This window comes from Roseicyclus persicicus (assembly GCF_012395815.1).
Taxonomy (GTDB): domain Bacteria; phylum Pseudomonadota; class Alphaproteobacteria; order Rhodobacterales; family Rhodobacteraceae; genus Roseicyclus; species Roseicyclus persicicus.
The window spans coordinates 436,238-453,962 of record NZ_JAAZQQ010000003.1 but is presented as its reverse complement, the minus strand read 5'-3'; the positions used below and the strand labels follow the sequence as shown (position 1 = coordinate 453,962).

At 72.0% G+C, this 17,725-nt stretch carries 19 protein-coding genes and 1 tRNA gene; 12 read left to right on the top strand and 8 right to left on the bottom strand.

From position 1 onward, the window contains the following. The first annotated feature begins 14 nt into the window (after positions 1-14). The 6 genes from smpB (at position 15) to arfB (ending at position 4,734) form a co-directional block, all read left to right on the top strand. Positions 15-491, top strand: coding sequence for an SsrA-binding protein SmpB (gene smpB, locus HCU73_RS12045; RefSeq protein WP_168623694.1), 477 nt, complete (start codon positions 15-17; stop codon positions 489-491). 198 nt (positions 492-689) lie between these two features. Continuing rightward, on the top strand, positions 690-1,541 hold the full coding sequence (gene sseA / locus HCU73_RS12040; RefSeq protein ID WP_168623693.1) for a 3-mercaptopyruvate sulfurtransferase: 852 nt from the start codon (positions 690-692) through the stop codon (positions 1,539-1,541). Further along, complete coding sequence (locus HCU73_RS12035; protein WP_168623692.1) at positions 1,538-2,104, top strand: GNAT family N-acetyltransferase; 567 nt, start codon at positions 1,538-1,540, stop codon at positions 2,102-2,104. The genes sseA and HCU73_RS12035 overlap by 4 nt, the downstream gene beginning before the upstream one ends. 11 nt (positions 2,105-2,115) lie before the next feature. After that, positions 2,116-3,300 (top strand): amino acid aminotransferase, encoded by a 1,185-nt coding sequence (locus HCU73_RS12030; RefSeq protein ID WP_168623691.1) that lies wholly within the window; start codon positions 2,116-2,118, stop codon positions 3,298-3,300. Positions 3,301-3,382: 82 nt separating this feature from the next. Continuing rightward, entirely contained in the window at positions 3,383-4,006 is a 624-nt protein-coding gene (locus HCU73_RS12025; RefSeq protein ID WP_168623690.1) for a queuosine precursor transporter, read from the top strand. A gap of 314 nt (positions 4,007-4,320) precedes the next feature. Beyond that, positions 4,321-4,734, top strand: coding sequence for an alternative ribosome rescue aminoacyl-tRNA hydrolase ArfB (gene arfB, locus HCU73_RS12020; protein ID WP_239025558.1), 414 nt, complete (start codon positions 4,321-4,323; stop codon positions 4,732-4,734). A gap of 362 nt (positions 4,735-5,096) precedes the next feature. On the opposite strand, the gene HCU73_RS12015 is transcribed toward arfB, so the two are convergent. The 4 genes from HCU73_RS12015 to HCU73_RS12000 all read right to left on the bottom strand — a co-directional run bounded on the left by HCU73_RS12015 (position 5,097) and on the right by HCU73_RS12000 (position 9,046). After that, positions 5,097-5,172, bottom strand: a tRNA-Thr gene (locus tag HCU73_RS12015). 108 nt (positions 5,173-5,280) lie between these two features. Further along, a complete protein-coding gene (locus tag HCU73_RS12010; RefSeq protein WP_168623688.1) occupies positions 5,281-6,744 on the bottom strand; it encodes a heme biosynthesis protein HemY in 1,464 nt (487 codons plus the stop codon). Positions 6,745-6,758: 14 nt separating this feature from the next. After that, positions 6,759-8,243 carry a COG4223 family protein gene (locus tag HCU73_RS18630; protein ID WP_210730605.1) on the bottom strand — a complete coding sequence of 495 codons (1,485 nt, stop codon included), beginning with the start codon at positions 8,241-8,243 and terminating at the stop codon, positions 6,759-6,761. A gap of 98 nt (positions 8,244-8,341) precedes the next feature. Further along, on the bottom strand, positions 8,342-9,046 hold the full coding sequence (locus tag HCU73_RS12000; protein WP_210730604.1) for a uroporphyrinogen-III synthase: 705 nt from the start codon (positions 9,044-9,046) through the stop codon (positions 8,342-8,344). Between the two features lie 46 nt (positions 9,047-9,092). Here HCU73_RS12000 and tsaD point away from each other — a divergent pair, with 46 nt between their 5' ends. The 4 genes from tsaD to HCU73_RS11980 all read left to right on the top strand — a co-directional run bounded on the left by tsaD (position 9,093) and on the right by HCU73_RS11980 (position 12,011). After that, the gene (gene tsaD / locus HCU73_RS11995; RefSeq protein WP_168623687.1) at positions 9,093-10,175 is read left to right on the top strand and encodes a tRNA (adenosine(37)-N6)-threonylcarbamoyltransferase complex transferase subunit TsaD; all 1,083 of its coding nucleotides are present in this window, start codon (positions 9,093-9,095) and stop codon (positions 10,173-10,175) included. Beyond that, positions 10,172-11,116 (top strand): NAD(P)H-dependent glycerol-3-phosphate dehydrogenase, encoded by a 945-nt coding sequence (locus HCU73_RS11990; protein WP_168623686.1) that lies wholly within the window; start codon positions 10,172-10,174, stop codon positions 11,114-11,116. The genes tsaD and HCU73_RS11990 overlap by 4 nt, the downstream gene beginning before the upstream one ends. A gap of 5 nt (positions 11,117-11,121) precedes the next feature. Next, complete coding sequence (locus tag HCU73_RS11985; protein WP_168623685.1) at positions 11,122-11,535, top strand: EVE domain-containing protein; 414 nt, start codon at positions 11,122-11,124, stop codon at positions 11,533-11,535. Between the two features lie 65 nt (positions 11,536-11,600). Beyond that, entirely contained in the window at positions 11,601-12,011 is a 411-nt protein-coding gene (locus tag HCU73_RS11980; RefSeq protein WP_168623684.1) for a DUF1761 domain-containing protein, read from the top strand. 283 nt (positions 12,012-12,294) lie between these two features. Here the strand turns inward: HCU73_RS11980 and HCU73_RS11975 are convergent, their stop codons facing one another. The 4 genes from HCU73_RS11975 to ahcY all read right to left on the bottom strand — a co-directional run bounded on the left by HCU73_RS11975 (position 12,295) and on the right by ahcY (position 15,817). After that, the gene (locus tag HCU73_RS11975; RefSeq protein WP_168623683.1) at positions 12,295-12,636 is read right to left on the bottom strand and encodes a DUF2853 family protein; all 342 of its coding nucleotides are present in this window, start codon (positions 12,634-12,636) and stop codon (positions 12,295-12,297) included. Between the two features lie 120 nt (positions 12,637-12,756). Further along, positions 12,757-13,329 (bottom strand): HD domain-containing protein, encoded by a 573-nt coding sequence (locus HCU73_RS11970; RefSeq protein WP_210730629.1) that lies wholly within the window; start codon positions 13,327-13,329, stop codon positions 12,757-12,759. 125 nt (positions 13,330-13,454) lie between these two features. Then, complete coding sequence (locus HCU73_RS11965; protein WP_168623681.1) at positions 13,455-14,432, bottom strand: ketopantoate reductase family protein; 978 nt, start codon at positions 14,430-14,432, stop codon at positions 13,455-13,457. Next, positions 14,432-15,817: an adenosylhomocysteinase gene (gene ahcY / locus HCU73_RS11960; protein WP_168623680.1), complete on the bottom strand. Its 1,386-nt coding sequence runs from the start codon at positions 15,815-15,817 to the stop codon at positions 14,432-14,434. Before ahcY ends, HCU73_RS11965 begins: the two co-directional genes overlap by 1 nt. A gap of 448 nt (positions 15,818-16,265) precedes the next feature. Between ahcY and HCU73_RS11955 the strand changes: the two genes are divergently transcribed. Further along, on the top strand, positions 16,266-16,973 hold the full coding sequence (locus HCU73_RS11955) for an FkbM family methyltransferase (RefSeq protein WP_168623679.1): 708 nt from the start codon (positions 16,266-16,268) through the stop codon (positions 16,971-16,973). A 24-nt stretch (positions 16,974-16,997) separates the two neighbouring features. After that, positions 16,998-17,594, top strand: coding sequence for an HD domain-containing protein (locus tag HCU73_RS11950; protein ID WP_168623678.1), 597 nt, complete (start codon positions 16,998-17,000; stop codon positions 17,592-17,594). Positions 17,595-17,725: the final 131 nt, after the last annotated feature.

Genomic DNA, 17,725 nt, shown 5'->3' with positions numbered 1-17,725 from the left:
CATATATCGGCCCCATGGCCAAGGACAGCGACAACAAGAACTACAAGGTGATCGCCGAGAACCGGCGCGCGCGCTTCGACTACGCGATCGAGGAGGACGTGGAGGTCGGGATCGTGCTGCAGGGGTCCGAGGTGAAGAGCCTGCGGCAAGGGTCGGCCAACATCGCGGAGAGCTATGCCGCGGTGGAGGAGGGCGAGCTGTGGCTGGTGAACGGCTACATCGCGCCCTACGCGCAGGCCAAGACCTGGGGCCACGAGGAGCGGCGGCGGCGCAAGCTGCTGGCGACCAAGCGGCAGTTGTCGCGGATGTGGAACGCGACCCAGCGGCAGGGCATGACGCTGGTGCCGATCGTGATGTATTTCAACGACAAGGGCCTGGTGAAGCTGAAGCTGGGCATCGCCAAGGGCAAGAAGCTGGCCGACAAGCGCGAGACCAGCGCCGAGCGCGACTGGAACCGGCAGAAGCAGCGGCTGTTGAAGCAGCACGGCTGAGCGGCGCCTCGTCGGGGCCTGCCGGCCCCTCCTCGGCGGCATGGGTGTGCGGGAGCGCCATTCAGGCGGCGGCGCCCGGTGGCGGGCGGCGGGCCGGAGTATTTGGAAAGCAAAGATGGGCAGCCGCGGCTTGCACGGGGCGTCGGGCGCGGCTAGGGCTTGTGCCTTGAGAGAGGTGCTGCGCCCGGAGGCCTTGCGATGGCTGTTGACGACCCCAAGACGCTGGTTTCGACCGAGTGGCTGGCCGCGCATCTGGAGGACCCCGACCTGCGGATCCTCGACAGCTCCTACTACCTGCCCGACGCGGGCCGCGACGGGAAGGCCGAGTATGCCGCGGCGCATATCCCCGGCGCGCGTTATTTCGACATCGACGAGGTCTCGGACGCGCGCAGCGCGCTCCCGCACATGGCCGCGCCGGTCGAGAAGTTCATGAGCCGGATGCGCGCGCTGGGTGTCGGCGACGGGCACCAGGTGGTGGTCTATGACGGGTCGGGCCTGTTCTCGGCGGCGCGGGTCTGGTGGAATTTCCGCCTGATGGGCAAGACCGATGTCGCGGTGCTGGACGGCGGGTTCCCGAAATGGCTGGCCGAGGGGCGGCCGGTGGAGGACATGGCCCCGATCATCCGCGACCGGCACATCACGGTGCAGCGGCAGGCGCACCTGGTGAAGGACGTGACGCAGGTGGCCGCGGCCTCGAAGCTGGGCGACTGGCAGATCGTCGATGCGCGCTCGCCCGCGCGGTTCCGGGGCGAGGCGCCGGAGCCGCGGGCGGGGCTGCGCGCGGGCCATATCCCGGGGTCGAAGAACGTGCATTACGCGAGCCTCCTGAACGCGGACGGCACGATGAAGGGCAACGACGCGCTGCGCGCCGTGTTCGAGGCGGCGGGCGTCGACGTGAACCGCCGGACCATCACCACCTGCGGCTCGGGCGTGACGGCGGCCATCGTGATGCTGGCGCTGACGCGGCTGGGGAATGCGGACGTGTCGCTCTACGATGGGTCCTGGACCGAGTGGGGCCAGTTCGAGCAGCTGCAGGTCGAGACCGGATGAGCTTCGTCCCGGCCGGGACGGCGGTCGACTATACCGTCACCTACCTGGAGATGACGACGCGGCCCGACTGGGCGATGCCGCGGCTGCCCGACCATATCCGGCTCGAGCGCGCGATCGACCCGCCGGTGTGGTATTTCCTTGCGCTCTACGACGCGGTCGGCCGCGACTACGAGTGGCAGGACCGCTTCGTGCAGGCCGAGGAGGACCCCGCCGCGCTGCAGGCCTTCGTCCGCGACGAGGACGTGGTGATCTGGACGGCGCTGGGGCATGGCTGGCCGCAGGGGTTCTTCATGCTGGACTGGCGCGAGGCGGGGGTCTGCGACCTCGCCTATTTCGGGCTGGTGCCGCAGGCGGTGGGCGCGGGCTGGGGCAAGGCGCTGTTGCAGACCGCGATCCTGACCGGCTGGGCGCGGGACGGCGTGGCGAAGATGACCGTCAACACCTGCACACTGGACCATCCGCGCGCGCTGGCGCTGTACCAGCGGCTCGGCTTTGCGCCGGTCGGGCGCGAGGAAAAGCGGCGCGTCCTCGTCCACGACCGCGACCCATCGCTGTTTCCCTGAAGGGAGCCCCCATGTTCGAAACGGTCACCCCGCCCGAGCCCGACAAGATCATCCGGCTGATGGGGATGTTCGCGGCCGACCCGCGGGCCGACAAGGTGGACCTCGGCGTCGGCGTCTACCGCTCGCCCGAGGGGAAGACGCCGGTGATGGCCGCGGTGAAGGCCGCCGAGCGCGCGATCTGGGAGCGGCAGGAGACCAAGGGCTATGTCGCCCTGACGGGCGACCCGGGGTTCCTCGACGCGATGCGGCGGCTGGTGCTGGGGGATGCGGTGCCGGCGGCGCGGGTTGCGGGGGCCGGCACGCCGGGGGGCACGGGGGCCGTGCGGCAGGTGCTGGAGACGGTGCGGCGGCTCAGGCCCGACGCGACGGTGTGGATCAGCGACCCGACCTGGCCCAACCATCCCGCGATCATCGACCACCTGGGGCAGGCGCGGCGGACCTACCGCTACTACGACGCGGCTACGGGCGGGATCGACCGGGACGGGATGATGGCCGATCTGGCCGGCGTGGCGGCGGGCGACGTGATCCTGCTGCATGGCTGCTGTCACAACCCGACCGGCGGGGACCTGACGCGCGGCGACTGGGAGGCGGTGGCCGGTCTGTGCCAGCGGACGGGGGCGATTCCCTTCGTCGACATGGCCTACCAGGGCTTTGGCGCGGGGCTGGAGGCGGATGCGGAGGGCGTGCGCGTCCTCGCCGCGGCGCTGCCCGAGGTGCTGATCGCGGCGTCCTGTTCCAAGAACTTCGGGCTCTACCGGGAGCGCGTGGGGGCCGTCCTGATCGTCACCGGCGAGGGCCGGGCGCAGGCGGCGGCGCAGGGGGTGCTGGCGGGGATGAACCGGCAGAACTTCGCCTTTCCGCCGGACCACGGCGCGCGGGTGGTGCAGGATATCCTGTCCGATGACGCCCTCGGCGCGATGTGGCGCGAGGAGCTGGAGGGGATGCGGCGGGTGATGGAGGGCAACCGGGCGGCTCTGGCCGCGGCGCTGCGGGAGGCGACGGGATCGGACCGCTTCGGCTTTCTCGGCGCGCACCGCGGCATGTTCTCCTTGATCGGGGCGAGCCCGGCGCAGGTGGAGACGCTTCGGGAGACGCACGGCATCTACCTCGTGGGGGACGGCCGGATGAACGTGGCGGGCCTGACCGCGGCGGCGATCCCCCGGGTGGCACGGGCGGTGGCCGAGGTGCTTGCCTGACGGCCCGCCCGGGTGTAGAGGCCGCCCGTCCGCGATGCGCGCGGGCCAAGTCTCCGACCACCTTGTCAAAACGGAACACAGCATGTCCTCCCGTTACCTGCCCGGCATCCTTGCCATGGCGGCCGTCGTCGTCGCCTCCAACATCCTGGTGCAATTCCTGTTCGGCCAGTGGCTGACCTGGGGCGCCTTTACCTACCCGCTCGCCTTCCTCGTCACCGATATCATGAACCGCGTCTACGGCGTGGCCGCCGCGCGGCGCGTTGTTTTCGTTGGCTTTCTCGTCGGCGTCGCCTGTTCGCTGATCGGCACGCAGATCATGGGCGAGTTCGGCCCGCTCGTGACCCTGCGGATCGCGCTCGGCTCGGGCCTCGCCTTCCTCACCGCGCAGCTGCTGGACGTCGCCATCTTCGACCGGCTGCGTGACCGCGGCTGGTGGCAAGCGCCTGTTTTGTCGAGCATAATCGGGTCGACCGTCGACACCGCGCTGTTCTTCACCATCGCCTTCTCGGGCGCGCTCGCCTTCCTCGAACCCGGCAACGACGTCAGCTGGGCCGGCGAGGTGCTGCCGCTGCTGGGCGTGGGCCCCGCGGCGCCGCTCTGGGTGTCGCTGGCGGTGGCGGACTGGATGGTCAAGCTGTCGCTCGCCGTGGTCGCGCTGATCCCGTTCCGGGTCATCACGCGAAAATTGATGGCACAGGTTGCGTGAAAAGTTTTGACAACCACGAAATCTGTGGCACCCTTCGATTAACGGCAACCCAATCGAAAGGAGGTGATCCAGTGTCTAGAGAAGCATTGGAGAATGGCGTCGGGACAGCTTGGGAGGTGCGGACCTGAGGCAATCCTCGGGACCAGATCCCTTCCAGGTGGGACGTTCCTAACCGACACCCGCCTCCTGATTTCTCGAAAAGGGTCGCCCGCCGGGCGGCCCTTTTTAGTGTCCGCGCGGGGCCGCACATGCGGTACACAGCGCGTACACACCCTGTACACAGACTGGACACCGGCCGGGGGACGCCCGTGGGACTGCGCATCACCGATACCATCACGCTCGAGGACTGGGAGATCACGGAGCAGTTCGTGCGCTCTTCGGGCCCCGGCGGGCAGAACGTGAACAAGGTGTCCACGGCGGTCGAACTGCGCTTCGAGGCGGAGCGGTCGCCGCACCTGCCCGAGCCGGTGAAGCGGCGGCTCCGGCGGCTGGCGGGGCGGCGGTGGACCAAGGACGGGGCGGTGGTGATCTTCGTGGAGGAGACACGCAGCCAGGCCCGCAACCGGGAGATCGCGCGGGAGCGTCTGGCCGAGCTGGTGCTGGCCGCCACGGTCGCGCCGAAACCGCGCCGACCGACGCGGCCCACCCACGGGTCGGTGGAGCGGCGGATCAAGGGCAAGAAGGTGCGGGGAGAGGTGAAGGCGCTGCGGGGGAAGGTGGAGGAGTAAGGGGGCTTCTGCGGCGGCGGGGGTGCGGGGGTGTGCCATGCCGGATGGATGCGGGATGGGGGTGAGACGGCGGGGGCCGGGCTTAAGCCCGGCCTACGGAGGTAGGGTGGGCAGTTTGCACGCCAGGGTGGGTTGGAACCACGCGCTAAGGGTGCTGGTGCGGGTTTGGGTGGAGGCGTGAAGGGGACAAGAGCCCGACAGCATTCGCCGGCTGCATCGCCGATCTGGGGCCGCCCGACGAACTGACCATCGGCCGGGCATCGCCCTTGGTGCCGGCAGGGACGCGCGACAGCCGCGCAAGCGCGACGTCGGTGGGGCGTGGGTCGTCAGGGAGCAGACCTGCGCGGGTCCGGGGAGAAGGATGGTGCCGGTGAAGGGACTCGAACCCCCGACCCCATCATTACGAATGACGTGCTCTACCAGCTGAGCTACACCGGCATCCTTCTCGGCCCGGGCCCGCAGGACGGGCCCGGCGCGCCGGTCACGCCCTGGGGACGACACCGGCACCGGCGGGCTATTAGCAAGCCGCGCCGGGGTTTCCTAGCCCTAATTTCGGGCCGCGGCGGGCTCGGTGTCGGCGGTCGTCTCGACCACCTCGGCCTCGTCCGCCGGCGGGTCGGGGCGCTTGTCCTCCAGCGCGCCGACGATCAGCGGCAGCATCTGCGCGGGGCCGGTCAGGGCGGCGTCGCTCTGGGCGACCTCCTGCCAGCTGAGGCTGTCGAAGCTGCCGCAGTTGCCGCAGACCGGGCGCCAGTCGGCGTGGACATGGCCGCAGCTGCCGCAGACCCACTGCATCCCGCGGGGCGCGGTGACGGCCTTGGCGAGCCAGGCGCGGACGATCCGGTCCTCGGAGCCGGCGCCGCGCTCGATCGCCGCCATGATGGTCAGCGAGCGCGCGGTGGGCGCGGTTTCGGCCAGGTCCCCCAGCGCGCGGCGGGCGGCGGGGAAATCCTCGGCGGCGATCTGCAGCTCGGCCTCGAGCAGCCGGGTCTCGGGGTGGCCGGGGTGCTTGGCGATCAGCGGGCGGAAGCGTTTCAGCCGCTCGGCCGGCGTCTCCTTCGGCGCGATCTCGGCGAAGGCGGCGGCGATGTCGGGGTGCGGGTCGGTGGCCCAGGCCGCCTTGAGGATCTTGTCGGCCTGTTTCGGCTTGCCGTCGGCGATGGCGATGCGGGCGGCCATCACGGCGGCGGGGACGAGGCCCGGGGCCAGCCGCTGCGCGGTCTCGGCGTCGCGGGTGGCCTCGGCGATCTTGCCCTCGGCCATGGCGTCGCGGGCATGGGCCAGCGCCAGCACGGCGTCGCGCCGCTTGTGCACGTCGCGGGGCAGGTTGCCGGCCTTGAGCGCGGCGGCCAGCGTCGCCCGCGCGCCCGACCAGTCCTCGTGCCGGGCCTGCAGCTGGAGGAGCGTGGTCTGCACCTCCTCGTTGCGGGGCCGGATCGCCATGGCCTTTTCGGCCAGCTTCATCGCGGTCTCGGTGTCGCCGGCGGCGAGCTTCTGCTTCATCAGGCCGCGCACGCCGACGAAGCGGGTGCGGTCGTCGGTCACCAGCGCCTTGAAGGTCTCGGTCGCCAGCGCGGTGTCGCCCACCATCTCGGCGCCCTGGGCGACCACCAGCTTGGTCAGCTCGGGGCGGCCGAGGTATTTCTCGGCGCGCTCGGCCTTGCGGATGGCCAGCCGGCCCTCGCCCGCGGCGAGCGCCATCATGCCCTCGGCCAGCGCCTCGTAGCCCTTCCGCTCGGCGCGGCGGTTGAAGTAGCGGGTGATGGCGGTTTCGTCACCGTTCAGGAACCGCAGCGTGGCGACCAGCAGGCCCACCAGCTTGAACAGGAGCCAGACCGCCAGCAGCAGCACGACCGACCCCAACACGGCGAGGAGCGGCGTCAGCACGAATTCGCGGCCCGCCACGGTGAGCTGGGCGACATCGCCCATCTCGAGCAGGAGGCCCGTACCCCAGGTGAGGCCCGCGACGAGGGCGATGAAGATCAGGACCTTCAGAAGCGACCAGAGCATCGGCGCGTCCCCCCTCAGTTACCGGTGGCCAATGCGGCGGTCAGGGCGGCGAGCCCCTCCTCCGCCGCGGCGCGGGCTTCGACATCGGCGATCCAGGGCGCCAGCACGGCCTGCGCCCCCTCGGGCAGGGCCGCGGCCTCGGTCAGCGCGGTGGGCAGGTCGCCCGCGCGCACCGCGGCCTCGACGCGGCTGAGCACCGCGTCGGGGTCGTCGCCCTCGCGCGGCTCGACCGAGCGGCCGCCGATCTGGCCCATGACGAAGGCGCCGAGGCGGTCGCCCATCCCCTCGCCGGCGGTTTCCTGCAGCGCGACGGGCAGGGCCGCGCGGGCCAGGGTCGGGAAGGCTTCCTGCAGCGCCTCGAGGGTGGCCACGCCGCTGTCGGCGGCGGCGGCGAGCCCCGCGGGCACCTCGGCAGCGCCGGCGACGGCGGCCAGCGGCTCGGCGAAGGGGGCGCCGGTTTCGAGCGCCACCTGCACCTGCCCCAGCGCGGCCTCGGCGGCGGCGCGGGCGGCCAGCGCGGCGGCCTCGGCGGCGGCGGCCTGCGCCTCGGCCTCGGCGGCGGCGATGGCGGCGGCGGCGTCCGCGGCGGCCTGCTCGGCGGCGGCGGCGGCGGCGGCGGCCTCGGCCTCCAGCTCGGCGGCGCGGGCCTCTGCGGCCTCGCGCTGGGCGGCCAGCTCGGCCTCCAGCTCGGCGGCGGCCTCAAGCGCGGCGGCGGAATCGGCGTCGAGGTTGCCGGTGAAGACCGGGCGCTCCTCGAGGATCGTCACGCGGTCGGTGAGGGCGGTCAGGCTGCCGGCGGCGGCGTCGAGCCGCGCAGACAGGCCCGCGATCTCGTCCAGCACCGGCGACAGGTCGACCTCGACCGGCTGCGGCATGTCCGGCACGACGGGCTCGGCCGCGGCCAGCTCCTCGACCCGGGCCTGCAGGCTGGCGAGTGTCGCGCTCTGGGCGTCGAGCGCCGCGGCGATGGCGGCGGACTGGTCGTCGGACGCGCCGGGGGTCGGCAGGACGTCGAAATAGGCGGCGCCATAGCCGATGCCGGCGGCGACCACCCCACCCAGCAGCAGCGGCACGAAGCCGCCGCGGGCCGGGCGCGGCGCGCGGGCGGGTTCCGGGGCGGCGGCGGCCGGTTGGGCGTCTTCGACCGGCACGGTCTCGGCGTCCACGATGGCGCTGTCGGCGGTCTCGGGCGCGGTGGCGGTTTCGGAGGTCTCGGAGGCGGCAAGGCTGTCGTCGCCGGCTTCGCCCGCGGCCGGCGTGTCGGCGCCGGCGGCCATCTCGACCGGTTCGGCCATGGGCGTGTCGCTGCCGGAGGGGCCATCGGTCGCGGGCATGTCGGCCTGTTCGCTCGGCGCGGGCGCGTCGTCCGGGGCGGCGGCGACCGAATCGGTTTCGGGGGTGACGGTCTCGGCCGTCACGTCGGCCTCAGGCTGGTCGCGGCCCGCGTCACCCTTGCGATTGCGTGTGCTGCCTGAGCTTTTCGAGCTTCCCCGTGCCACCTGTCCCGTCCTTCATCTGTCACGTCTGGACTGTCTAGCGCACCTGACAGATGCGCCCGGCCAGCCTAGACCAGCGTGGCATGCCCCTCAAGCCGCGGCTAGGGCGAAATCAGCGCAGCAAGGGCGCGCAGCATGGATGGCGCGTCGGGGTGCCGGGCCACGACGGCGCGCGCGGCCAGCGTCTCGGGCAGCGCGTCGCGCACCGCGGGGCTCATCGCGACGGGGGTCACGGGCGCCCCGCCGACGGCCCGGGCGAAGAGTTTCGCCGAGCGCGGCGAGAACAGCGGCGCGAGGATCGGCCCGTCATGGGCGAGCGCGGCGGCGAGGTCCGGGCCCGGGTCCACCGCCTGCTGGTCGTAGATCGCGCGCGCCTCGGCCATGAGCCCGGCCGCGGCCAGCCGGCCCGCCACGTCGCCGCGGGTGTGAACGCCCGCGAGGTGCAGGAGCCGCCCCTCGGGCCGTGCCCCGGCCATCAGGGCCACCAGCGCGTCGGCGTCGCCCCCGGCCGAGGTCGCGGTCAGCCCGGCGGCGCGCGCGGCCTCGGCGGTGCGGTCGCCGACGCACCAGGCGGGCAAACTGCGGTCGGTCGTCAGCGCGGCGAAGGTTTCGACGCCGGCGGCGGAGGTGAAGATCAGGCCCGACACCCCCGCGAGGTCGAGGGAGGAGACCACCGGCACGATCTCCATCAGCGGCGCGATGGCGACCTCGACCGGGCCGAGGGCGGCGCGCAGATCCCCGGCGAAGCGCGCCGAGGCGGCGCGGGGGCGGGTCAGCAGCACGAGGGGCGCGGCATTGTCAGGCATCGGGGCGAGTGTTACCTGCCATGGGTCCGACTGACAACGAGCGCCCATGCCCGCCCCCCTGACCCTCCTCGGCCTTGAATCGAGCTGCGACGACACCGGCGCGGCGGTGCTGCGCGGCGCGGACGGCCGGGCGGAGATCCTGTCGAACGTGGTCGCGGGGCAGGCGGATCTGCACGCGGCCTTCGGCGGCGTGGTGCCCGAGATCGCGGCCCGCGCCCATGCCGAGACGCTGGACCACGTGGTGGAACAGGCGCTGGCGGCGGCGGGCGTGCCACTGTCGGGGATCGACGCCATCGCGGTGACGGCGGGCCCCGGCCTGATCGGCGGCGTGCTGTCGGGGGTGATGGCGGCCAAGGGGCTGGCCATGGGGCTGGGCGTGCCGCTGGTGGGCGTGAACCACCTTGCCGGCCACGCGCTGACCCCGGTGCTGACCGACGGGGTGGCGTTTCCCTACCTGATGCTGCTGGTCTCGGGCGGGCATTGCCAGTTCCTGCGGGTCGACGGGCCGGAGGCGTTCCACCGCCTCGGCGGCACCATCGACGACGCGCCGGGCGAGGCCTTCGACAAGGTCGCGCGGCTGCTGGGCCTGCCGCAGCCGGGCGGCCCGTCGGTGGAGACCGAGGCACGGCGCGGCGACCCCGCCCGGTTCGACCTGCCGCGGCCGCTGCTGGACCGGCCGGGCTGCGACCTGAGTTTCTCGGGGCTGAAGACCGCCGTGCTGCGCGCCCGCGACGAGCTGGTCGCCGCGCAGGGCGGGATCACGGAACAGGACCGCGCCGACCTCTGTGCCGGGTTCCAGGCGGCGGTGGCCGACGTGCTGGCGGTGAAGTCGGCGCGCGCGCTGGCGGGCCAGGCGGGGCTGACGGGCTTTGCCGTCGCGGGCGGCGTCGCGGCGAACAAGACGCTGCGGGCGCGGCTGGAACAGGTCGCGGCGGAGGCCGGCCTGCCCTTCGTCGCGCCGCCGCTGGCGCTGTGCACCGACAACGCGGCGATGATCGCCTTTGCCGGGCTGATGGCGCTGGAGGCGGGGCGGGTGGACGACCTAACCCTGTCGGCGCGGCCGCGCTGGCCGCTCGACACCGCCGCCGCACCGCTGGTCGGGTCGGGGAAGAAGGGCGCCAAGGCATGACCGGACGCATCGACATCCTGGGCGCGGGCGCCTTCGGGACGGCGCTGGCGCTGACCTATGCGCGGGCGGGCCACGCGGTGACGCTCTGGGCGCGGGACGGGGCCGAGGCGATGGAGGCCGCGCGCGAGAACGCCCGCCGCCTGCCCGGCCACCGCTTTCCCGACAGCCTGCGCGTCACCGGGGACCTCGGCGCGCTGACCGCGGATCTTGCCCTGCTGGCCCTGCCGACGCAGAGCCTGGGGCCCTTCCTGTCCTCGGCCCGGCTGCGGGCCGGAACGCTGGTGTCCTGCGCCAAGGGCATCGACCGCGACACGGGCCTTGGCCCCACCGCCCTGATCGCCCGGCATTCGGGCGCGACGCCCGCTCAGCTGACCGGTCCCAGCTTTGCCGTCGACATCGCCGCCGGCCTGCCCACGGCGCTGACGCTGGCCTGCGCCGACGACCGGATCGGCGCGGCGGTGCAGGACCGCCTGTCGACGCACCACCTGCGGCTGTACCGCACCACCGACGTGATCGGGGCCGAGATGGGCGGCGCGCTCAAGAACGTCGTCGCCATCGCCGCCGGCGCGGTGATCGGCGCAGGCTATGGCGACAGCGCGCGCGCCGCGCTGATCGCGCGCGGCTTCGCCGAGATGGCCCGCGTCGCCCGCGCCGCCGGGGCGCAGGAGGCGACGCTGACCGGGCTGTCGGGCCTCGGCGACCTGGTCCTGACCTGCGGGTCCGAGAAATCGCGCAACTTCCGCTTCGGCATGGCGCTGGCGCGCGGCGAGACGCTGGGCCCCGGCGTGACCGTCGAGGGCCTGCACACCGCCCACGAGATCGCGGCGCGCGGCGACCTCGACACGCCGCTGGCCGACGCGGTGGCGGCGCTGGCCGACGGGCGGGCGGACGTGGCCACCATTGCCGACGCGCTGCTGAATCGCCCCCTGAAACCGGAGTGACCCCCATGCGTTACTGGCTGTTCAAGTCCGAACCCGATGCCTGGTCCTGGGACCAGCAGGTCGCCAGGGGGGCCGAGGGCGAGGAATGGACCGGCGTCCGCAACTACCAGGCGCGCAACTTCATGCGCGAGATGGCGGTGGGCGACCGGGGGTTCTTCTACCATTCGCAGACCGACAAGGCGGTGGTCGGCATCGTCGAGGTGATCGCCACGGCCCATCCCGACAGCACCACGGACGACCCGCGCTGGGAGTGCGTGGATCTGAAGGCGGTGGAGGCCCTGCCCCGGCCGGTGACGCTGGACGCCATCAAGGCCGAGCCGCGGCTGGCGGACATGGTTCTGGTGAAGAACTCGCGCCTGTCGGTGCAGCCGGTGACCGAGGCGGAATGGCGCCTGATCCGCGAGATGGGCGGGCTCTGAGCCGCCTGCCCCGGCGGCCGCGGCCGTGCTAGACTGCGCCGCAGGGCGACGGGAGGGACATGGCCATGGGCGTTCTGGCGGTGATCGCGGCGGCGGCCGCGTCGTGGGTATTCGGGGCGGTCTGGTACATGACCTTGTCGCGGACATGGATGGAGGCGGCCGGCGTGCCCGTCGGGCCGGACGGCAAGCCCGCGGGCGGGGGCAGCCCCCTGCCCTTCCTCCTGTCGGCGCTGGCGATGCTGGTGGTCGCGGGGATGCTGCGGCACCTGCTGGTGATGGCGGGGATCGCGGGGGCGGTGCCGGCGGCGACCACGGGGCTGGGCGTGGGGCTGTTCTTCATCGCGCCCTGGATCATGATCAACAACGCCTACGCGATGCGGCCCTTCCGGCTGACGCTGATCGACGGCGGCTACGCGGTGATCGGCTGCGGGCTGATGGGGCTGGTGCTGGGCCTGTTCGCGGGCGGCGCAGCGTAGCGTCGGCGGGAAAAACCGGAGGGCCCCGACCCCTCGGGACCCTCCACCACCCACACGCGCGCTCGCTCCCGCGTGTCGATCTGTCGGGCCCGTCCATCCTGGTCAGGCATGGGTCAGGGGTACCCCATCGCGCCGCGCGCGGCAAAGGGAATGCCCGTCGCATTCGACGCGATTTTTCCGAAAACCGCGCGCAGCCGCGGCGGGACCGGGCCGGACGGCCGGCCCCGGACGCGAAAGGCCCGCCATGCGGGCGGGCCCTTGCGGAACGCGGTGGCGCCCGGCCTCAGCCGTAGACGCTTTCCTTGCCGAAATGCTTGGTCAGCATGTAGTAGACCACGGCGCGGTACTTGTTGCGCTCGGACTTGCCGTAGGTCTCGATCACCTTGGCGATGGCGGCGTCCAGCTCCGGCCCGTCCTTCAGGCCCAGCTTCTTGACGAGGAAGTTCTTCTTGACGGTCTCCAGCTCGCCCGGCTGGCTGCCGGCCACGGTCGAGGCGTCCGCATCGTAGATCGCCGGCCCGCAGCCGATGGTCACCTTGGTCAGCAGAGCCATGTCCGGCTCCATCCCGCACTTGTTGCGCAGATCCGCGGCGTAGTGCGCGATCAGGTCGTCCCTCTTGCCCATGGTTCTTTGTCCTCCCTCGGGTCACACTGGTCCCGGCTGGCCCCGCGGCCAACCGTTCCGAAAAGGTTAGCCGGTCCCCTCGCGGACGCCAAAACATAATTTCGCCCGGTTTCCCGGCCCTCAGGCGCCCAGCGGCGACACGTGCCCCTCGCGGATCACCTCGGGCGCGTAGGCGGGGCGGCCGAAGACCTCGCGCACCATCGGCTCGAAATGCGACAGCGGCAGGCTGTCGTAATCGGGGTCGAAGCTCGCCTGGTCCCAGCGCTCGCAGAAGGCGGCGCAGCTGTCGAAGCAGGGGTGGTCGCGGAACCGGTCCCGCGCGTTGCGGTCCCAGCCGTAGTGGTGGGCGTAGTAGAGCATCTGGAAAATGCCGTGGTGTTCCACCACCCAGGCCACGTCCCAGCGCACGAAGGGGCGGATCACCTCGGCCGACATGCGGTCGTGGTTCTGGGGCGCGAGCCCGTCGCCGATGTCGTGCAGCAGCGCCGCGACAACCCAGTCGATGTCGGCCCCGTCGCGTTCCGCCCGCGTGGCCGATTGCAGCCCGTGCTCCAGCCGGGTGACCTTGTAGCCCTCCAGCGTGACGTGTTCCTGCCGGCGCAGCTCCTCCAGCACGCGGTCGGCGGTGAGCCGGAGAAAGGGTTTCTCGAGGTCGCGGAGGAGCTCGTATTCCTCCCGCGTCCCGTCCTTCATCTGGGTGAAGCTGACCGTCCGGCTCATGGCTGTCCCTCCTCGGCGTGCGGGACGAGCCTGCGGGCGCGCGACGCGCCCGTCCCGCCCCGCCGCGACGCCCCGGTGTCGCGGACCGACCGCCGGGGTCAGCCGCCCGCCGCCACCGCCTCGGTCAGCGCGGCCAGCGTGGTGCTGCCGGGCTTGCGCCCCTCGCGCGCCAGCCGTGCGCCGATGCGGGCCAGCGCGGCGTTCACCGGCACCGGCACCCCGTGCAGCCGGCCCAGGAGCGCGATCTCGCCGTTCAGGTAATCGGTCTCGACCCGGTCGGCCCCGCGCAGCAGGCTCTGCACCGTCGAGCCGCCCGCCCGCGGCACGCCGGGCAGGTCGTCGACCGGCCGGATCAGGGCGTCGCGGGCCGGGTCGCGGCGGTTGGGGTCGTCCCAGGACAGGCCGGCGGCACGGTAGACCGCCTCGGCCTCGGCCCGCGCGGCGCGGCCCAGATCGCCGGTGTCGGCGTCGGGGCCGAGCGCGGCCTTGAGGACGTTGTTGAGGTTCAGGAGCAGCTTGCCGCGCTTGGAGGCCATCACGTCCTCGCGCAGCACGGCGGCCACGCCGCCCGCCTCCAGCGCGGCGGCCATGCGCCGGTCGTCGTCATCGACGCCGCCGGGAAAGCGGCCGATGTCGAAGATCCCAAGCTTCGGCTCGGTGAACACCGCCACCTCGCCCGGCACCAGGTAGACCGCGGGCATCATCACGGTGACGCCGTGGACGTTCGGGAAGATGCGGAGCGCCGCGCGCTCGTTGGCGACACCGTTCTGCGCGCAGAAGATCGGCTGGTCGGCCAGGCCGGCCGCGCGCAGGTCCTCCAGCGCGGCGGCCGTGTCCTGCCCCTTCATGCACAGGAGCACCGCGTCGTCCGCGCGCCAGGCGATCTCGGAGGGGTGCGCCACCACCGGCACCGGCACGGTCACGTCGAGCCCCGGGGCGCGCAGCCTGAGACCGCGTTCGCGCATCGCGGCCAGCATCCCGCCACGCGCGATGCCGACGACCTCGACCCCGGCCCGGTGGAGGCCGGCGGCGACGGTTCCCCCGATCGCGCCGACCCCGTGGACGATGACCCGCATCAGTAGCGGTAGTGTTCGGGCTTGAAGGGCCCTTCCATGGGCACGCCGATGTAGTCGGCCTGCTCCTTGTTCAGCTGGGTCAGCTTCACGCCGATCTTGGCGAGGTGCAGGCGCGCGACCTTCTCGTCCAGCACCTTGGGCAGGACGTAGACCTTGTTCTCGTAGGCCTCGCCGCGGGTCCAGAGCTCGATCTGCGCCAGCACCTGGTTGGTGAAGGACGCCGACATCACGAAGGACGGGTGCCCGGTGGCGTTGCCGAGGTTCAGCAGCCGCCCCTCGGACAGCAGGATGATCCGGTTGCCCGAGGGCATCTCGATCATGTCCACCTGGTCCTTGATGTTCGTCCACTTGTGGTTGCGCAGCGCCGCCACCTGGATCTCGTTGTCGAAGTGGCCGATGTTGCCCACGATCGCCATGTCCTTCATCGCGCGCATGTGCTCGATGCGGATCACGTCGCGGTTGCCGGTCGTGGTGATGAAGATGTCGGCGCTATCCACCACATCCTCCAGCAGCACCACCTCGTAGCCGTCCATCGCCGCCTGCAGCGCGCAGATCGGGTCGGCCTCGGTCACCTTGACCCGCGCGCCCGCGCCCCGCAGCGACGCCGCCGAGCCCTTGCCCACGTCGCCGTAGCCGCAGACCACGGCGACCTTGCCCGCCATCATCGTGTCGGTCGCGCGGCGGATGCCGTCGACGAGCGATTCCTTGCAGCCGTACTTGTTGTCGAACTTCGACTTGGTGACGCTGTCGTTCACGTTGATCGCCGGGAAGGGCAGGCCGCCGGACTTCTGCAGGTCGTAGAGGCGGTGGACGCCCGTGGTCGTCTCCTCGGAGACGCCCTTGATCTGCGCCTTCATCTTGGTGAACCAGCCCGGGCTCATGGCCATGCGGCGCTTGATCTGCTCCTTGATGACGGCCTCTTCCTCGGATTGCGGGACCGGGATGATCTCCTCCCCGGCCTCGGCGCGGGCACCGAGCAGGACATACAGCGTCGCGTCGCCGCCGTCGTCGAGGATCATGTTCGGCCCCTCGGGGAACTGGAACGAGCGGTCGAGGTAGTCCCAGTGCTCCTCCAGCGTCTGGCCCTTGACGGCGAAGACCGGGATGCCGGCCTTGGCGATGGCGGCCGCGGCATGGTCCTGGGTCGAGAAGATGTTGCACGACGCCCAGCGCACATCGGCGCCCAGATGCGCCAGCGTCTCGATCAGGACGGCGGTCTGGATCGTCATGTGGAGCGAGCCCACGATCCGCGCGCCCTTGAGCGGCTTCGACGCGCCGTACTCCTCGCGCAGCGCCATCAGGCCCGGCATCTCCGTCTCGGCGATGTCCAGCTCCTTGCGGCCGTACTCGGCAAGCTTGATGTCCTTCACGATGTAATCGGTCACGGGCGTCTGTCCTCGGATGCATGAAATCTGTTGCCGGGGCACTTAGCACTGGTGCCGCGATGCGGCAATGCCGGCGGGTCATCCGGGACGCGAAGGCGGCCCCGCCGGACGCGGCGCCGCCCCTGTCGCAGGCAGGCCCCGGGGTCGCCGCCCCGGGGCAGCGCGGTCAGCTCTTGCCGCCCTTCGAGGGCGCGGGGTTCTTCGGCGGGGCGGGCTGCTTCACGGCGCCCGGGCCGAGGGTGGACTCGCCGGATTTGGTCATGGAACTCTCCCTTTCTCACGATGTATGGGCCGCGAGTGTCCCCCGGACGGGCGATTCGGGCAAACTCCTGCCGTCCCTCGGCCAGCCACGCCTGAAGCGTGGAGCCAAGTCGAACCTTGCATCGTTGCCAGCCCGGCGGTCTATTGGCGGCCGATGCCCCAGCCGCAAGTACCTGCCTGAACCACCATGACGCCGAGCTTTCCCCACACGATCTGCTGCAACGAACATGGCTTCTATTGCGTGCCAGACGAGTTCGCACAGAAGGTCGTGCCGGGTGTCCTCGCCAAGGGGCAGGTCTATGAGCCGCGCACCCTCAACCTGCTGCGCCGCAAGGCCGGGTCAGGCGACGTGGTATCGGGTGGCGCCTTCGTGGGCGACTTCTTCCCCGCGCTGGCCTCGGGCCTCGCGGACGGGGCGGTGCTGTGGAGCTTCGAGCCGCATCCGTTGTCCTTCGCGGCCGCGCAGCACACGATCGCGCTGAACGGCCTCGACAACGTGCGGCTGGCCAATGTCGCGGTCGGGGATTCGAGGGGCGTGCTGCCACTGGAGATCTACGATCATGCGCGCCAGCTTCCCGCCGCTGCGGCTTCGCGGCTTGTCGCCAAGGGCGGTGGCGAGGGCTACGTCGATGTCGAAGTCACCCGCATCGATGACCTCGTGCCCGCCGAGCGGCGCGTCTCGATCCTGCACCTCGATATCGAAGGCTTCGAGCAGAAGGCCCTGACCGGAGCGGCGCGCCTGATCCGGGACAACGCGCCCCTGATCGTGCTCGAGGCGCCGACCCCGCGGCGGGCGGCGCTGTATCTCGACCAGCTTCAGGCCATGGTTCCCGAGCATGGTTACGTCCTGGGCGGCGCGCTGGAGGCGAACAGCTTCTATGTCCCGACAGCCTGATCTCGAGGTGGTGACGCCTTGGCCATGAAGACACCCCGCGCCTGGCAGCGGATGCTGTCGGGGCGCCGGCTCGACCTGCTCGACCCGACGCCCGTGGACATCGAGATCGAGGACATCGCCCACGGCCTCGCCTTCGTCGCCCGCTGGAACGGGCAGACGCGGGGCGACTACGCCTATTCGGTGGCCGAGCACTCGCTGCTGGTGGAACAGATCTGCGGCCGGCTGAAACCGGACTGGCCGGCGAAATGGCGGCTGGCCGCGCTGCTGCACGACGCGCCGGAATACGTGATCGGCGACATGATCTCGCCGGTGAAGGCGGCGGTGGGGCCGGGCTACGGGGCGCTGGACGAGCGGCTGACGGCGGCGATCCACCTGCGCTTCGGCCTGCCCGCGGTGCTGCCCAAGCCGATCAAGACGCTGGTCAAGCGCGCCGACCGGGTCTCGGCCTGGCTGGAGGCGACGCAGCTGGCGGGCTTTGCCTTGGCCGAGGCCGACCGCTTCTTCGGCCGGCCCGAGCCGGAGGTGATCGAGGGCCTGACACTGGTGCTCCGCCCGCCGGTCGCGGCGCGCGACGCCTACACGGCACGCCACGCGGCGTTGATGGCGGCGTGTGACGGGTGAGGGGGGGGGCGTGGTGTCCCAAAGACTGGGCGATGGCGATGTTGGTGGTTGATACACGGTCACAGAACCAGCAACCGCAAGACCTTCGAGAGCGGCCGGCAAAGCTGGTGAGGGCGCCGAAACCGCGGCCG

Bases quoted from the DNA above. Each gene is read 5' to 3' on its own strand.
- smpB (WP_168623694.1), top strand. From the start codon at position 15: ATGGCCAAGGACAGCGACAACAAGAACTACAAGGTGATCGCCGAGAAC.
- sseA (WP_168623693.1), top strand. From the start codon at position 690: ATGGCTGTTGACGACCCCAAGACGCTGGTTTCGACCGAGTGGCTGGCC.
- HCU73_RS12035 (WP_168623692.1), top strand. From the start codon at position 1,538: ATGAGCTTCGTCCCGGCCGGGACGGCGGTCGACTATACCGTCACCTAC.
- HCU73_RS12030 (WP_168623691.1), top strand. From the start codon at position 2,116: ATGTTCGAAACGGTCACCCCGCCCGAGCCCGACAAGATCATCCGGCTG.
- HCU73_RS12025 (WP_168623690.1), top strand. From the start codon at position 3,383: ATGTCCTCCCGTTACCTGCCCGGCATCCTTGCCATGGCGGCCGTCGTC.
- HCU73_RS12010 (WP_168623688.1), bottom strand. From the start codon at position 6,744: ATGCTCTGGTCGCTTCTGAAGGTCCTGATCTTCATCGCCCTCGTCGCG.
- HCU73_RS12000 (WP_210730604.1), bottom strand. From the start codon at position 9,046: ATGCCTGACAATGCCGCGCCCCTCGTGCTGCTGACCCGCCCCCGCGCC.
- tsaD (WP_168623687.1), top strand. From the start codon at position 9,093: ATGCCCGCCCCCCTGACCCTCCTCGGCCTTGAATCGAGCTGCGACGAC.
- HCU73_RS11990 (WP_168623686.1), top strand. From the start codon at position 10,172: ATGACCGGACGCATCGACATCCTGGGCGCGGGCGCCTTCGGGACGGCG.
- HCU73_RS11985 (WP_168623685.1), top strand. From the start codon at position 11,122: ATGCGTTACTGGCTGTTCAAGTCCGAACCCGATGCCTGGTCCTGGGAC.
- HCU73_RS11980 (WP_168623684.1), top strand. From the start codon at position 11,601: ATGGGCGTTCTGGCGGTGATCGCGGCGGCGGCCGCGTCGTGGGTATTC.
- HCU73_RS11975 (WP_168623683.1), bottom strand. From the start codon at position 12,636: ATGGGCAAGAGGGACGACCTGATCGCGCACTACGCCGCGGATCTGCGC.
- HCU73_RS11970 (WP_210730629.1), bottom strand. From the start codon at position 13,329: ATGAAGGACGGGACGCGGGAGGAATACGAGCTCCTCCGCGACCTCGAG.
- HCU73_RS11965 (WP_168623681.1), bottom strand. From the start codon at position 14,432: ATGCGGGTCATCGTCCACGGGGTCGGCGCGATCGGGGGAACCGTCGCC.
- HCU73_RS11955 (WP_168623679.1), top strand. From the start codon at position 16,266: ATGACGCCGAGCTTTCCCCACACGATCTGCTGCAACGAACATGGCTTC.
- HCU73_RS11950 (WP_168623678.1), top strand. From the start codon at position 16,998: ATGAAGACACCCCGCGCCTGGCAGCGGATGCTGTCGGGGCGCCGGCTC.